This window comes from Yokenella regensburgei ATCC 49455 (assembly GCF_000735455.1).
Lineage (GTDB): Bacteria > Pseudomonadota > Gammaproteobacteria > Enterobacterales > Enterobacteriaceae > Yokenella > Yokenella regensburgei.
On sequence record NZ_JMPS01000014.1, the window covers coordinates 1 to 15,204 of the forward strand.

The following is a 15,204-nucleotide window of genomic DNA, read 5'->3' on the forward strand; positions in this document are numbered from 1 at the left end:
ATACAGCGGCGCGGAGGTGGAGTCTGTCATGTGTATCCTTATCAGACCTGTGGCTGCGTCAGCCCGCGTACTCGTTTGTGAATCAGACCTGCACTGTCAAATAGCCAGTACAGGAGTTTCGCCACCAGCAGACACAGGCCGAAAATCACCAGGAAAAAGACCACGCGGGACGCAAAGGAGTCTAGCCCCTCACGCGCCAGCACGATCATATTGAAGATAGCGCCGAAGCAGAAGCTGTGCAGAATAGCCGCCTTATAGCGATTCGTCTCCTGGTTGCCCAGCGTATACAGCCAGTCAAACCATTTGATTATCAGTCCTACCGTGACCGCACCAAGTGGAATAAACCACACGCCGCCCATCACGACCAGCGAACCGATGAGCGTCGGTGAAATCGCCAGCCCGGAATGGTTGTTAAGCACTTCCCAGGTAAAGTAGTTCGCCGTATTGAGCACCAGGCTCGGACGGTCCGGCCACAGCCAGCCCGGAATAAAGACGTAGAAATCACGGACAATCGGCGCCAGCCCCTGGAAATCAATCTTGTCGTAGTTTTGCAGCAACAGCGCCAGATTCTCCCACGGCGAGAAGGTGTCGCGGGTCAGGTACAGGAAGGTATAAAACGCTTCGTCGCCGCTGACGTTCATGCCATAGCGTTTAAGCGCCAGCCAGAACATACCGACAATGCCAAACACCCCTGCCGCCGCCAGCATCCACAGCGAAATCCAGCCGCGAATAATGCCGATGAACAGGAAAATGGCGAAGGCGATAATGATGTTTGCCCTGGTTCCCCCCACAATGGCATAGGTCAGAAGACCAAACGCAACGGTACTGATGAGGAAGAATATCCAGGAACGCCAGCCAGGGCGCAGGAAATAGACCACCAGCATCGCCGGGATGAAGAAGTAGAAAAAGCGCTTCAACGCCACGCCTGACACTTCGCTGGAGAAAATCTGGCTATACGAATGCAGCTTAAACAGCAGGAAGCCGTTATGCATGAAAAAGGTGCCGACGCTCAGCAGAGCAATCACCATTAACAGCACCCACGTCAGATGCGCTTCAACGCGGTTAATGGTAAACAGCGGTCGCCGCGTCACCTGAGTGCTGCCGGCACGCAGACGCGTTTTGTACGTCACGTAATACACCGCATAGAAGCACACCGCCGCCAGCAGGGTTTGTAGCAGTACCTCCGGCGGCGCGACACCAACATCAAAGCGGAACACCAGCGTACAGGTGAGCGGGAACCCAAAGAAGAAGGTCAGTAAAAACAGCAGCGAAAAGAAAACGTTGAAGTTAAACCGGACGCGGCGGAATTCAAAATACGTCAGGGTGGCGATAAACAGCGTCGATAATAGCCAGACGACGAACAGGCCAGTAAACTGCATCAGGCTCATTGTGCTTCCCCCGCGGCCAGCAGCAGCGCCCGGTGCCAGGGCTGCAGGTAATTGGGCCGGAAAAAGGCAATCTGCGTTTTATCTACATTTTCCAGTTGGCGCTGCGCTTCACGTACTACCTGTTCATTAAGCGTATCGGTCGTAAACAGCACCGGAATGTGTTGTTCAGTCATGTCCTGCCAGAACGGATTCTCGCGATTCAATACACAAGGTACACCGGCCTGGATCAGCAAGCAAAGTGTGCCAATCCCCTGCTGGCGGGCAAAAATGAAATACCCCAAATCGCAACGACGCAACAGCGCCAGGTAGTCATCAAACACCATTTTTTCACGCAGGACCTGCAGATTACCGTTGCTGAACAGCGTCAGACCCGCCGCCTCAACCTCATCGATATAGCGCTCGTTGTTTGCCGGGTACCCCATTGGCACCACCACATTCACCGTATCGCCAAACTGCTGATGCACGGCCTTCAGCGCCGCGATGTGCTCGTTGCTGCGATCGCCGGAGTTACCCACCAGGATGGTCATCTTGCCTTCCCGGGGAGTATCACTCACCAGGTGATTGAGCGAAGGGTCCATACGCGTCGGGAAATACAGCAATTCCCCCACCACACGAGGATGCTGGCGGGCAAAGAAGTTGAGATCGCCGCGGGTGGCAAACACCCGGCCAACGCGACCTTGTGCCAGGCGGCGCAGCGGATAAAACAGGCGGAATTTCCAGCCGCGGGAGACTTCATACAGATCCGCCCCCCAGGCGTGCCAGTTGAACTGCGCCGGGCGAATCCCGCCGCTCAGCAGTGCCAGCCACAGAGCCGTGTTGAACTGACCGTGGAAAAAGAAGCGCTGGGCGCGGTTCTGCCTGGCGCGGGCAATCACCGCCTGTGCCAGCGATTTTTTACCGGGATAGAAGGAGAGTGACAGCGCGGGAAACTCAGCGCTCAGGCCATTGTCCGCCCCGGCAACCATAAAGAGGCGGGCATGCGGGCTCCCGGCGGCCAGTTCTTCATTGAAGAAGGCCAGAACGGTGCGGTTATGATGTGGGATATCCGATCCCAGTACGTGTATCAGTGCAGTCATGCCCGTTTACGCCACAGTAAAAATACGCCGCTACACAGCGCAAAATAAACAATATAGGTGGCCATGTAGGCCTGGGCTGCTCCCAGTGCGCCATGCGTCGGGATAAGCCAGTGAGAGAACACCGTCAGCAGCGCGAACTGGCTGACTTCGGTCAGAATATAAAAACGCAAAGACGCTTTGGCGATAACCAGATAGCCATACACGTACGCGCCTACCTTCAGCACATCCCCCACCAGTTGCCAGGCGAAGAGATCGCGCATGGCGGTAAACTTCGCAGAGAACAGCAGCCAGATGGCAAAATCACGCAACAGCCAGACGGTAAAACTGGCAACAGCCACCGCCAGCAGCACAAATTTCAATGACTTAACAATCTCGCGGGTGATATCAGCTTTTGCCGTCAGACGCGACAGCGTCGGCAGCAGATAAACACTAAATGATGCGGTAATAAACTGCAGGTAGGCGTCTGAAATACTACTTACCCCCTGCCAGATACCCACCTCGTCCCAGCTATAGTGCTCCGCAAGCAGGTTTCGCATCATGATGTAAGCCACCGGCAGCGTGACCGATGTGATAAGCGCCATCAGGGTAAATTTACCGAGCTGACTGGCTATCGGCTTATGCCACCGCGGGCGCAAATAGTGCAGCGGAATAGTTCCCCTGCGCGCCAGCATGAAGGCCGCCGGAACCACCACCAGCGCAGGGACCAGCGCCAGGCCTAACAATGCCCCCTGATAACCACCGAAATAGTAACAGGCATAATAGGCCACCACGCCGACAATGCTGCCAACGATGAGCGACAGTGCATTACCTGCGGCATCACGAAAGCCTTTCATCAACGCCAGCAGCAGGTTTGCCCAGGCAATACCCATCTGCACCAGCGCAACCAGACGGACCAGCCCCTGATAATGAGTATGGCCAAATAGCCCCTGGCTTATCGGCGCCGCCGCCAAAACAAAAATGACCGCCAGCAGTGAGGAGAAGGCCAGTACCATCGCCGAAGAGGTGGCGACAACCTTATGGAGCTGCTCCGGTGAGTCATGGTGCTGAGCAACCAGTTTGGTCACACCGTTGAAAATCCCGGCGCCGGCCAGTACCCCGAGCACGGTGACCAGTTGACGAAAGTTTCCCGCCTGCCCAACGCCGGAGGGGCCAAAGGAGACTGCCAGCAGCTTCACCACCAGCAGGCCAGCACCAATTTTTATCAGCGTGGACGCCGCCGTCCACACTGAGGCTTTCGCAAGAGACATATCAGCCGAAGAAACTTAACAGAGAGTTGATGACCGTGCGCTGGTTAACAGTGGACAGGTTATAGAACAGCGGCAGGCGCAGCAGGCGCTCGCTCTCACGAGTGGTGAATTTATCTTCACCGTGGAATTCACCAAACGTCTGACCCGCCGGTGAGGCATGCAGCGGAATATAATGGAACACGGCCAGGATTTCGGCCTCTTTCAGCCAGCTAATCAGCTTACTGCGATCCTCAATATCACGCAGTTTGATATAAAACATGTGTGCATTCTGCACGCAGTCTTTCGGTACCACCGGCAACTCGATACGGCCTGCTTTCGCCAACGGCAGCAGGGCATCGTAGTAGTTCTGCCACAGCATCAGACGCTGCTGGTTAATCCGCTCTGCGGCTTCCAGCTGCGCCCACAGATAAGCAGCCTGCAAATCCGACATCAGGTAGCTGGAGCCAATATCACGCCAGGTATATTTATCCACCTGGCCACGGAAAAACTGGCTACGGTTGGTGCCCTTTTCGCGGATCACTTCCGCGCGCTCGACGAGGTCACGATCGTTAATCAACGTCGCCCCACCTTCACCACCGGCGGTATAGTTTTTGGTTTCATGGAAGCTGAAGCAGCCGATATGGCCAATGGTACCCAGCGCGCGCCCCTTATAGGTGGACATCACGCCCTGCGCGGCATCTTCCACCACAAACAGGTCATATTTTTTAGCGATCGCCATGATGGTGTCCATTTCGCAGGCCACCCCGGCGTAGTGCACCGGCACAATCGCGCGGGTCTTGTCGGTCACCGCAGCTTCAATCAGAGTCTCATCGATATTCATGGTATCCGGGCGGATATCAACAAACACGATCCTGGCGCCGCGCAGCACGAAAGCATTGGCGGTCGAAACGAAGGTATAGCTCGGCATGATGACTTCATCGCCGGGCTGAATATCCAGCAACAGCGCCGCCATCTCCAGCGATGCGGTACAGGACGGCGTCAGGAGGACTTTGGCACTGCCAAAATGCTGTTCCATCCACTGCTGACAGCGGCGGGTGTAACCACCGTCGCCGCACAGCTTGCCGCTGCCCATGGCTGACTGCATATAATCAACTTCGGTTCCAACTACCGGTGGCGCGTTAAATGGGATCATCATTTCACCTGTATAACCAGTACGCAGTGCTTTCAACGTTGGCACCGCTTTGAATATAACGTTTAAGCGCGGCGGTGTTGCCCATCTGGGTCGCCACCCGCAGTGTTGTCAGCCCACGCTCGTGAGCCCAGTGTTCTGCCGCCTGCATCAGCGCCGCCCCGGCTCCACGCCCGGCGAGCAGGCCAATGCGAGCATCGGTGTCATTCAGCTGGCGCAGCGAAACAAAGGCTCGGATCGCTCCGGTCTGGTCGCGAAAGACCAGACACTGATGGTCGAAAGTCCCCTTGACCGCGTTCTCTATCCACTGTGCATAAAAACGCCCGCTGGCGTCGGCCGGGTACCAGGGCGCGCGAAAGCGGCTCTGGGAAAACGCCTGCGCCGCCTGCTGACGTAGCAGGGGAATATCATCCTCTCCGGCAACGTCGGCCTGCGGGTCCGCAACGGCGCTTACCGGCATAACCAGGTCGACTTCCCCTTCCACCAGCCGGAATCCCAGCTGCTGCAAGGCATCAAGCTGTTCGGCGTCTGCCGCCGGAATTTTCGCCTGCACCCGCGACCAGCCGGTCAACGCGTCAGGCAGCAGCGCCGGTGTACCTGCGGAAAAACGCAGGATGGCACTGTTCACGCCGAAGAACTGATTCTCCCAGACGAGAGGTTCAACAACGGCGTGAATGCTCACCGCCAGACGCCTTTTGTATCAACAATATACTGCTGCTGAACGCGGTCTGCGGCGTGCGCTTTAAATTCTTTATGATCGACCAGCATCACCAGCACATCTGCATTGCCCAGCGCATCGTCGAGGGAGGTCAACCGACATTCGCCTGCAAGTTTTTTCGGCAACTGGTGAATGTTGGGCTCTACCACGAGGGTTTCTCCGGTATTCCACTCGGCAATCAGCTTCGCAATTTCCATCGCCGGGCTTTCACGCAGATCGTCAATATTCGGTTTGAAGGCAAGGCCAAAGCAGGCGATTTTTAGCTCGCTGGCGCGCTTGCCGCTGGCGGCCAGGCAATCGGCAACCGTTGCTTTCACCTGGTTAATCACCCACTGCGGCTTATGGTCGTTCACTTCACGTGCGGTACGAATCAGGCGAGCCTGATCCGGGTTTTGCGCGACGATAAACCAGGGGTCGACGGCGATACAATGCCCGCCAACGCCAGGTCCTGGCTGAAGAATATTTACGCGCGGGTGGCGATTCGCCAGACGAATCAACTCCCAGACGTTAATCCCCTGATCGGCGCAAATCAGCGACAGCTCATTGGCAAACGCGATATTCACATCGCGGAAGCTGTTCTCGGTCAGTTTGCACATCTCCGCCGTACGGGCGTTAGTCACCACGCACTCGCCCTCCAGGAAGATGTTGTACAGCGCGCTGGCGCGTTCGGAGCAAACCGGCGTCATGCCGCCAATCACACGGTCATTCTTAATCAGTTCTACCATCACCTGACCCGGCAGTACGCGCTCAGGGCAGTAGGCAATATTGATATCGGCCTGCTCTCCCGCCTGCTGCGGGAAAGTTAAATCTGGGCGGGCTTCGGCCAGCCACTGCGCCATCTGTTCGGTAGACCCGACCGGCGAGGTGGATTCCAGGATCACCAGCGCCCCTTTCTTCAGCACGGGCGCAATAGATTTAGCGGCGGACTCAACGTAAACCATATCGGGTTCGTGATCGCCTTTAAACGGCGTCGGTACCGCAATCAGGTAAGCATCTGCACAAACCGGTGTGGTAGTGGCACGCAAAAAACCCTGTGCAACCGCCGTTTTGACAACATCGCCCAGTTCAGGCTCAACGATATGGATCTCACCACGATTGATGGTGTCGACCGCATGCTGGTTGATATCAACGCCTGTGACCTGTTTTTGTCTGGAAGCAAAAGCCGCCGCCGTTGGTAAACCGATATAGCCAAGGCCAATCACGGAAATGGTCGAAAAACTCATAGCGTTACCTGATTGTTTTTAAGTGCTGTCAAAATACGATGGCAGGCCTGCCCGTCACCGTATGGGTTGTGCGCGCGGCTCATCGCCTCGTACTCTTTCTCATCACCCAGCAAGCGGGTGACCTCTTCAACAATGCGTTCACGTTTCGTGCCAACCAGACGAACGGTTCCGGCCTCAATCGCTTCCGGACGTTCGGTCATTTCACGCATAACCAGAACCGGCTTGCCCAGCGAAGGTGCCTCTTCCTGGATGCCACCCGAGTCGGTCAAGATCAGCCAGGCGTGATTCATCAGCCAGACAAATGGCAAATAATCCTGCGGCTCTATCAGAATGACATTATCAACATGGCCCAGAATACGGTTCACCGGTTCACTGACGTTCGGGTTAAGGTGTACCGGATAAACTATCTGTACGTCCTGATGGTTATTGGCAATGTCCGCCAGCGCATGGCAGATCTGTTCAAAACCACGACCAAAGCTTTCACGCCGATGCCCGGTGACCAGAATCATCTTCTTACCGTTATCCAGGAACGGGTACTGCTGCGTGAGTTTCTGGCGCAGGGCTTCATCGCTCAGCACGCGATCTCGCACCCAGAACAAGGCATCGATGACGGTGTTTCCGGTGACAAAAATCTGCTTATCCTGCAGATTCTCGCGCAGCAGATTCTGACGAGAATTTTCTGTCGGCGCGAAATGCCACATCGCCAGGTGCCCGGTTAACGTTCGGTTAGCTTCTTCCGGCCATGGAGAATAGAGAGAACCGGTGCGTAGCCCCGCCTCAACATGCCCAACGGGAATACGTTGATAAAATGCCGCCAGGCTTGCTGCCACGGTGGTGGTGGTATCGCCGTGAACCAGCACCACATCGGGTTTGAAGGATTCAAGTACCGGTTTCAGCCCCTGCAGGATACGACAGGTAATTTCCGTCAACCCCTGCCCCGGGCTCATGATATTGAGATCATAATCCGGCACGATGGAAAAAAGGTTCAGCACCTGATCGAGCATTTCGCGATGCTGTGCGGTCACGCACACCTTCGCCTCGAAGTCAGGATCCTTTGCCAGAGCATGAACCAGCGGCGCCATTTTAATCGCCTCTGGCCGGGTGCCAAATACAGTCAGTACTTTCACATCGATTCTCTTCGATTAGATGATGAGGGTCCACGGACCCTCATTCCGGGAGGGGTATTCACTGAATACGGCGTCGCGTCAATGCAACACCTGCGCCGATGAGCGCGCCCACGATCCCCCACATCACCATCAGGAATGCACGGCGCGGGCTATCGCGTTTGACCGGCTCTTCTGGCGTGCGTAAATAGCGGTAAGTCTGGAAGCGTGGATCGAGCGTCGGCCCCACGTTAAGGGTTGAGAGCATAGCCCGATTCTGGTCGTAATCGAGGTCAAAATCCGGACCTACCGCGCGCAGGTTTTCCAGACGAGCCTGCAGCATCGGACGGCCTAATAAAAAGAGCTCTGAATCCGGAAGTTGCTCAGGAGGAACGTCGGTTTCGCTGCGGGATATATTGTTCTGTTGCGCCACCTTCAGCGCTTCTTCGATGTTGTGCGCTTTGCGATCGAAAATCGATTGTGCGACGGCTTCCTGGCGCTTCACCTGCGACTTCATCTGAATAATTCTGGCTGCCCAGGCGCCTTTTAGCTCCTCATTGAGGTGCCCGGCCGCCCGCTGGCTGGCAAACGCCACGTACTGGCGCAGCAGGTTGTTCGCGTCCGGCGCCGTTTCCGCCGTCAGCTTAACACTATCACTCACGCTGCGTGCCGGGTCACCAGGCATAAACTGGATATCATCGATAAGATCGTCAAGCAGCGCGGCATCTGCCCGGGAATTCCCAACCATGCGCTGTTTGTAGTAATCCGTCTGCGCCCAAAACTCCCGACGGGTATCCCACGAGGCGAGCTGCATCACGAACTCTTTATAGGCATCATCCATTACGGAAGGCTGATCGACAGGGGCAAGGTTGGCTTTCACATCCAGATTGCGTAAAAACTGCTGTTGAGAGTAGAACCCACCCAGCATATTCACGGTTGGACGATCGGTAATAGCCGTTGCGCTCCACTCCTGGCGAGCGAAAAAGGTATAGCCCAGCGCAATTAATGCAAACAGCAGCGCCATACCTGCGATCCAGAGTTTCCCCATCCATAGCGTACGAAACAGGCCACGAATATCCAGTTCGTTTTCAACGCCTGTCGACGGTGCTCCCGGTAATGGTTGTGTCATCACGTCCCCAGATTTACTTGGTTAATTTAGGATCTTTCGCGCTATTCCTACGCATTCTGCGTTTCACACGTTTAATGAAACGCGCCACTTTCCAGGCACGTTTAATGCAATAGCCATAGAGGAAAAAGGCAAGCAAGAATAATACCAACATGACCCACTCAGGAACTATATGAGTATATTCCGCAATTACGCCAATCGCCGCCAGCAGCATTGCTGCCGCGGTAATTAAGACAAATGCCTGCCGGGAAGTAAAGCCAGCACGCATAATAAGATGGTGGATATGCTGCCGGTCGGCAGAGAAAGGGCTCATCCCTTTGCGCAGGCGGCGATACATAATCGCCACCATGTCCATTAGTGGGATAGCGATAATCCACAGTGCGGTGACAGGGCTAATCGGATGCGGTTGCCCTTGGGTAGTTTCAAGCAGCAGCCAGATAACCGTAAAACCAAGGAAGGTGCTCCCGGCATCGCCCATGAAAACCTTGTAACGCCGACCCAGTACGCCAAGATTGAGGATGATATAGGGCATAATTGCCGCAATCATGGCGAAGCACCACATGCTCAGGCTGTACTGTCCATCCAGCCAGAGAATCACCCCTAACGCCCCAAATGAGACGCTGGATAACCCGCCGAGTAGGCCATCAATACCATCCACCATGTTAAAGGCATTGATAGCAGCCCATACCGCAAAGAGGGTCAAAAATAGACCGAATGGCCCTAAAAGGAGCTCCCAGGGACCAAAAATATAGCCCAGGCTTTCAAGATGCAGATTCCCCTGGGTCATCATCACCACGGCGATCACCGCCTGGACAACCGCACGAATTTTTACACTGATATCGAAACGATCGTCGAGCGCGCCGACGAAGACAAGAATGAAAGAACAGATGAGGTACAGTCTGGCATGCGGAACGTAATAGTCGGCAATGGCAAACGCGAAACAAATACCGGCAAATACTGAGATCCCACCCACCAACGGAACCAACCCATGGTGCCGTTTGCGAGAACTGGGCTTATCTACCAGGCCAACATATTTTGCCACCTTACGGGCAAAAAACAGAAATAGCGTGGTAAACAAGAAAATACTGAATAATTCAGTACTTGCTGTGAGTAAATTCACAATGCATCTTCTCAATAAATGTTAGTTCGACAAGTATAACCATGAAGGTAAACCTCTTGAAGAGGCGTCCTCCGAATTACACGGCACCATTTGCTGGTTTTTCAGACAATTAATAGTCAGCGCCGGGCAGAAACTGCGAGTCTTATACTAAACAATAGGGAGTAAATCTATGTAAGCGCTCGCTATCTACAAACAAAAACGCCACGCATTGCGTGGCGTCTCATTAAACGGACGAGTTACGAGCGTTTCATCATGTCGAAGAAGTCGTCGTTGGTTTTGGTCATCGCCAGTTTATTAATGAGGAACTCCATCGCATCGATTTCGCCCATCGGGTGAATAATCTTACGCAGGATCCACATCTTCTGCAGCTCTTCCTGAGTGGTGAGCAGCTCTTCTTTACGGGTACCAGAGCGGTTGTAATCGATCGCCGGGAAAACACGTTTTTCCGCAATTTTACGGGAAAGGTGCAGTTCCATGTTACCGGTGCCTTTAAACTCTTCGTAGATAACTTCATCCATTTTAGAGCCGGTATCGATAAGCGCGGTAGCGATGATAGTCAGGCTACCACCCTCTTCCACGTTACGCGCCGCACCGAAGAAACGCTTCGGACGATGCAGGGCGTTCGCATCCACACCACCGGTCAGGACTTTACCAGACGCCGGTACCACGGTGTTGTAGGCACGAGCCAGACGGGTGATGGAGTCGAGCAGGATGATAACGTCTTTCTTATGTTCAACCAGACGTTTCGCTTTCTCGATAACCATTTCCGCAACCTGAACGTGGCGAGATGCTGGTTCGTCAAAGGTAGAAGCAACCACTTCACCTTTCACCAGACGCTGCATCTCGGTCACTTCTTCCGGACGTTCGTCAATCAGCAGCACCATCAGTACGCAGTCTGGGTGGTTGTAAGCGATGCTCTGCGCAATATTCTGCAGCAGCATGGTTTTACCGGCTTTTGGCGGCGCCACAATCAGACCACGCTGACCACGACCGATCGGGGATGCCAGATCCAGCACGCGAGCGGTTAAGTCTTCGGTCGAACCATTACCACGCTCCATACGCAGGCGAGAGTTCGCGTGCAGCGGAGTCAAGTTTTCGAACAGAATCTTGTTACGTGAGTTCTCTGGTTTGTCGTAGTTAACTTCGTTAACTTTCAACAGTGCAAAGTAACGCTCACCCTCTTTTGGAGGACGAATCTTACCAGAGATGGTGTCACCAGTACGGAGGTTGAAACGGCGGATTTGGCTGGGAGATACGTAGATGTCGTCGGGACCGGCGAGGTAGGAGCTGTCTGCGGAGCGGAGGAAACCAAATCCATCCTGCAGAATCTCCAGCACACCGTCGCCAAAGATATCTTCGCCACTCTTTGCGTGCTGCTTCAGGATGGCAAAAATGATGTCCTGCTTGCGCATGCGGGCCTGGTTTTCCAGTCCCATATTTTCGCCGAGAGTAATCAGCTCAGAAACCGGCGTATTCTTTAATTCGGTAAGATTCATAATGGTGTGGGTTCTTAAACTCGGGGTAATACTCGAACTTAATGTTGTGAATGGTATGGCAGGGTCATCCATGCCTGTTTACGGCCATCAACTCACGTCTGTACGCTGCCTGGTCACAGGAAAGAACGCAGAACTGAAACGACATGACGGAATGAGTGATAAGCCCGGAATCTGTGCGCTTCTCACGTAAGGTTCAGCAGGAAGCAACGGGTCAAACAAGATTCAAACAAAAGGTATGTTTAAAACGAAGTCAAAACTAACTTAGCACGACTGTTGGCAGGCGTCCAGTATTCCACAAAAATTGAGAATACCGGACGCCAGAATCAATCTGGATTACGCCAGGTTAGCGTCCAGGAACTCTTTCAGCTGGCCTTTGGACAGTGCGCCCACTTTGGTCGCCGCCACTTCACCGCCTTTGAACAGCAGCAGCGTCGGGATACCACGGATGCCGTACTTCGGTGCAGTACCCGGGTTCTGGTCGATGTTCAGCTTAGCCACGGTCAGGCGGCCCTGATACTCTTCAGCGATTTCATCCAGAATCGGGGCGATCATTTTGCACGGACCACACCACTCTGCCCAGAAATCGACGAGGGTAAGCCCGTCAGCCTTGAGTACGTCCGTGTCAAAACTGTCGTCAGTCAGGTGAATAATTTTATCGCTCATATATAACTCCACAGGAATAAGCCTGGTCTGTTGGTGTAGCATTAATCAACAATCAACGTCGTGTTGATGTTGCTTTAGCCAACTAAAGGTTGACGTTATTTCACCGGATACGCTTTCTTAATGCAATAGTAAGCTGATATTCTACCACACTATGAGCAAAACACATTTAACAGAACAGAAGTTTTCCGACTTCGCCCTGCACCCGAAAGTTGTAGAAGCCCTTGAAAAGAAAGGGTTTCATAACTGTACGCCCATTCAGGCACTCGCCCTCCCGCTGACGCTGGCGGGCCGGGACGTTGCCGGGCAGGCGCAAACCGGTACCGGGAAAACGATGGCGTTCCTGACGTCAACGTTTCATTATCTTCTTTCTCACCCGGCCATTGAAAACCGCCAGGTGAACCAACCGCGCGCGCTGATCATGGCGCCGACCCGCGAGTTGGCGGTGCAGATTCATGCCGATGCTGAGCCTCTGGCTAAAGCAACGGGCCTGAAGCTGGGCTTAGCTTACGGCGGTGATGGCTACGACAAACAGCTTAAAGTGCTGGAAAGCGGCGTCGACATCCTTATCGGCACCACGGGCCGTTTAATCGATTACACCAAGCAGAACCACATCAACCTTGGCGCTATTCAGGTGGTTGTGCTCGACGAAGCGGATCGCATGTACGATCTCGGCTTCATTAAAGATATCCGCTGGCTGTTCCGCCGTATGCCGCCTGCGACTCAGCGTCTCAACATGCTGTTCTCCGCGACCCTCTCTTATCGCGTCCGCGAACTGGCGTTCGAGCAGATGAACAACGCCGAATATGTCGAAGTGGAACCGGAGCAAAAAACCGGCCACCGCATTAAAGAAGAGCTGTTCTATCCTTCCAACGAAGAGAAGATGCGTTTACTGCAAACGCTGCTGGAAGAAGAGTGGCCAGACCGCGCAATTATCTTCGCCAACACCAAACACCGTTGCGAAGATATCTGGGGCCATCTGGCGGCCGACGGACACCGTGTTGGCCTGCTGACCGGCGACGTCGCACAGAAAAAACGCCTGCGGATCCTCGAAGAGTTCACCCGTGGCGATCTCGATATTCTGGTAGCGACAGACGTTGCGGCGCGTGGCCTGCATATCCCGGCTGTGACGCACGTATTTAACTACGATCTGCCAGACGACTGCGAAGACTACGTTCACCGCATTGGCCGTACCGGCCGCGCAGGTGCAAGCGGTCACTCTATCAGCCTCGCCTGTGAAGAGTACGCGTTGAACCTCCCGGCGATTGAAACCTATATCGGCCACTCCATCCCGGTCAGTAAATACAACCCGGATGCGCTGATGACCGATCTGCCAAGGGCACTGCGTCTGACGCGCTCCCGCCCGGGCAATGGGCCGCGCCGCTCCGGTGGTGCTCCACGTAATCGTCGTCGCTCAGGTTAAAGAAAAATATGCTCAGCTCCACCTCGCTCTACGCAGCTATCGATCTCGGTTCCAATAGTTTTCATATGCTGGTTGTGCGCGAGGTGGCGGGAAGCATTCAAACCCTGACCCGCATTAAACGAAAAGTACGTCTGGCCGCCGGCCTGAACAGCGATAATGCCCTTTCCATCGACGCGATGGAGCGCGGCTGGCAGTGCTTACGCCTGTTTGCCGAGCGGCTGCAGGATATCCCCCACGCGCAGATCCGCGTTGTTGCAACCGCCACGCTGCGTCTGGCGGTTAATGCCGGTGATTTCATCGCCAAAGCTCAGGAGATCCTCGGCTGCCCGGTGCAAATCATCAGCGGCGAAGAGGAAGCGCGCCTGATTTATCAGGGCGTTGCCCACACCACCGGTGGTGACGATCGTCGCCTGGTCGTCGATATTGGCGGCGCCAGCACCGAGCTTGTGACCGGCACGGGCGCACAAACCACTTCTCTGTTTAGCCTGTCGATGGGCTGCGTCACCTGGCTCGAGCGTTACTTCACTGACCGCAATCTGGCGAAAGAAAACTTCGACGAAGCGGAAAACGCCGCGCGCGACGTCCTGCGTCCGGTGGCAGACAAGCTCCGCTATCATGGCTGGAAAGTGTGCGTTGGGGCTTCCGGCACCGTTCAGGCGCTGCAGGAAATCATGATGGCGCAGGGGATGGACGAGCGCATCACGCTGCCAAAACTTCAACAGTTGAAGCAGCGAGCCATTCAGTGCGGACGTCTTGAAGAGCTGGAAATTGAAGGTCTGACGCTGGAGCGGGCGCTGGTCTTCCCAAGCGGCCTCGCTATCCTGATTGCTATTTTCACCGAGCTTAACATTCAGTGCATGACCTTGTCCGGCGGGGCGCTGCGTGAAGGCCTGGTCTACGGCATGCTGCATCTGGCGGTGGATCAGGATATCCGCAGCCGGACGCTGCGCACTATCCAGCGCCGTTTCATGGTGGATACCGAGCAGGCCCAGCGCGTAGCGCAGCTTGCCGGGCGTTTCGCCAATGAGACAGAAAATGTCTGGGAGCTGGAGCCACTCAGCCGAGAACTGCTTATCAGCGCCTGTCAGCTGCATGAAATTGGGCTCAGCGTAGACTTCAAACAGGCACCTCAGCATGCCGCCTACCTGGTTCGACATCTTGATCTCCCCGGTTTTACCCCCGCGCAGAAAAAGCTGCTGGCCACGCTGTTACTCAACCAGATTAACCCAGTAGACCTGGCGTCGCTGCATCAACAGAACGCGGTGCCGCCCAGGGTTGCCGAACATCTGTGCCGCCTGCTACGCCTTGCTATCCTGTTTGCCAGCCGGCGTCGCGACGATCTGCTGCCAGAAATCACCCTGCATGCAGAAGCAGAAAAACTGACGCTGATCCTGCCGGAAAACTGGCTGGCTAACCATCCACTGGGTTCAGAGATGGTTGAACAAGAGTGCCAGTGGCAAAGCTACGTCCACTGGCCGCTGGAAGTAAAATAAGC

Annotated in this window: 14 protein-coding genes; 2 read left to right on the plus strand and 12 right to left on the minus strand. The window is 54.8% G+C overall.

The window, feature by feature from the left end:
- Positions 1-41: 41 nt before the first annotated feature.
- From wzyE to trxA, 12 genes are all read right to left on the minus strand, one after another.
- Positions 42-1,388 carry an ECA oligosaccharide polymerase gene (gene wzyE / locus GYRE_RS03415; RefSeq protein ID WP_006816621.1) on the minus strand — a complete coding sequence of 449 codons (1,347 nt, stop codon included), beginning with the start codon at positions 1,386-1,388 and terminating at the stop codon, positions 42-44.
- Positions 1,385-2,464 (minus strand): TDP-N-acetylfucosamine:lipid II N-acetylfucosaminyltransferase, encoded by a 1,080-nt coding sequence (locus tag GYRE_RS03420; protein WP_038252997.1) that lies wholly within the window; start codon positions 2,462-2,464, stop codon positions 1,385-1,387. The genes wzyE and GYRE_RS03420 overlap by 4 nt, the downstream gene beginning before the upstream one ends.
- Positions 2,461-3,711 (minus strand): lipid III flippase WzxE, encoded by a 1,251-nt coding sequence (wzxE, locus tag GYRE_RS03425; RefSeq protein ID WP_038253000.1) that lies wholly within the window; start codon positions 3,709-3,711, stop codon positions 2,461-2,463. The genes GYRE_RS03420 and wzxE overlap by 4 nt, the downstream gene beginning before the upstream one ends.
- A gap of 1 nt (position 3,712) precedes the next feature.
- A complete protein-coding gene (rffA, locus tag GYRE_RS03430; RefSeq protein ID WP_038253031.1) occupies positions 3,713-4,843 on the minus strand; it encodes a dTDP-4-amino-4,6-dideoxygalactose transaminase in 1,131 nt (376 codons plus the stop codon).
- Positions 4,844-4,847: 4 nt separating this feature from the next.
- Positions 4,848-5,522, minus strand: a complete 675-nt coding sequence (gene rffC / locus GYRE_RS03435) for a dTDP-4-amino-4,6-dideoxy-D-galactose acyltransferase (protein WP_038253004.1) — start codon at positions 5,520-5,522, stop codon at positions 4,848-4,850.
- Positions 5,519-6,781: a UDP-N-acetyl-D-mannosamine dehydrogenase gene (gene wecC, locus GYRE_RS03440; RefSeq protein WP_038253005.1), complete on the minus strand. Its 1,263-nt coding sequence runs from the start codon at positions 6,779-6,781 to the stop codon at positions 5,519-5,521. The genes rffC and wecC overlap by 4 nt, the downstream gene beginning before the upstream one ends.
- On the minus strand, positions 6,778-7,908 hold the full coding sequence (wecB, locus tag GYRE_RS03445; protein ID WP_071777469.1) for a non-hydrolyzing UDP-N-acetylglucosamine 2-epimerase: 1,131 nt from the start codon (positions 7,906-7,908) through the stop codon (positions 6,778-6,780). Before wecB ends, wecC begins: the two co-directional genes overlap by 4 nt.
- A gap of 58 nt (positions 7,909-7,966) precedes the next feature.
- Positions 7,967-9,013, minus strand: coding sequence for an ECA polysaccharide chain length modulation protein (gene wzzE, locus GYRE_RS03450; protein ID WP_038253007.1), 1,047 nt, complete (start codon positions 9,011-9,013; stop codon positions 7,967-7,969).
- Positions 9,014-9,026: 13 nt separating this feature from the next.
- On the minus strand, positions 9,027-10,130 hold the full coding sequence (wecA, locus tag GYRE_RS03455) for a UDP-N-acetylglucosamine--undecaprenyl-phosphate N-acetylglucosaminephosphotransferase (protein ID WP_006816629.1): 1,104 nt from the start codon (positions 10,128-10,130) through the stop codon (positions 9,027-9,029).
- 236 nt (positions 10,131-10,366) lie between these two features.
- A complete protein-coding gene (gene rho / locus GYRE_RS03460) occupies positions 10,367-11,626 on the minus strand; it encodes a transcription termination factor Rho (protein WP_001054528.1) in 1,260 nt (419 codons plus the stop codon).
- 87 nt (positions 11,627-11,713) lie between these two features.
- The gene (locus tag GYRE_RS24380; RefSeq protein ID WP_112471525.1) at positions 11,714-11,812 is read right to left on the minus strand and encodes a rho operon leader peptide; all 99 of its coding nucleotides are present in this window, start codon (positions 11,810-11,812) and stop codon (positions 11,714-11,716) included.
- A 147-nt stretch (positions 11,813-11,959) separates the two neighbouring features.
- Positions 11,960-12,289, minus strand: a complete 330-nt coding sequence (gene trxA / locus GYRE_RS03470; RefSeq protein ID WP_038253011.1) for a thioredoxin TrxA — start codon at positions 12,287-12,289, stop codon at positions 11,960-11,962.
- Between the two features lie 151 nt (positions 12,290-12,440).
- Here trxA and rhlB point away from each other — a divergent pair, with 151 nt between their 5' ends.
- Both rhlB and gppA read left to right on the plus strand, forming a co-directional pair.
- Positions 12,441-13,709, plus strand: coding sequence for an ATP-dependent RNA helicase RhlB (gene rhlB / locus GYRE_RS03475; RefSeq protein WP_006816631.1), 1,269 nt, complete (start codon positions 12,441-12,443; stop codon positions 13,707-13,709).
- 8 nt (positions 13,710-13,717) lie between these two features.
- Positions 13,718-15,202 carry a guanosine-5'-triphosphate,3'-diphosphate diphosphatase gene (gppA, locus tag GYRE_RS03480; RefSeq protein WP_038253013.1) on the plus strand — a complete coding sequence of 495 codons (1,485 nt, stop codon included), beginning with the start codon at positions 13,718-13,720 and terminating at the stop codon, positions 15,200-15,202.
- Positions 15,203-15,204 lie beyond the last annotated feature (2 nt).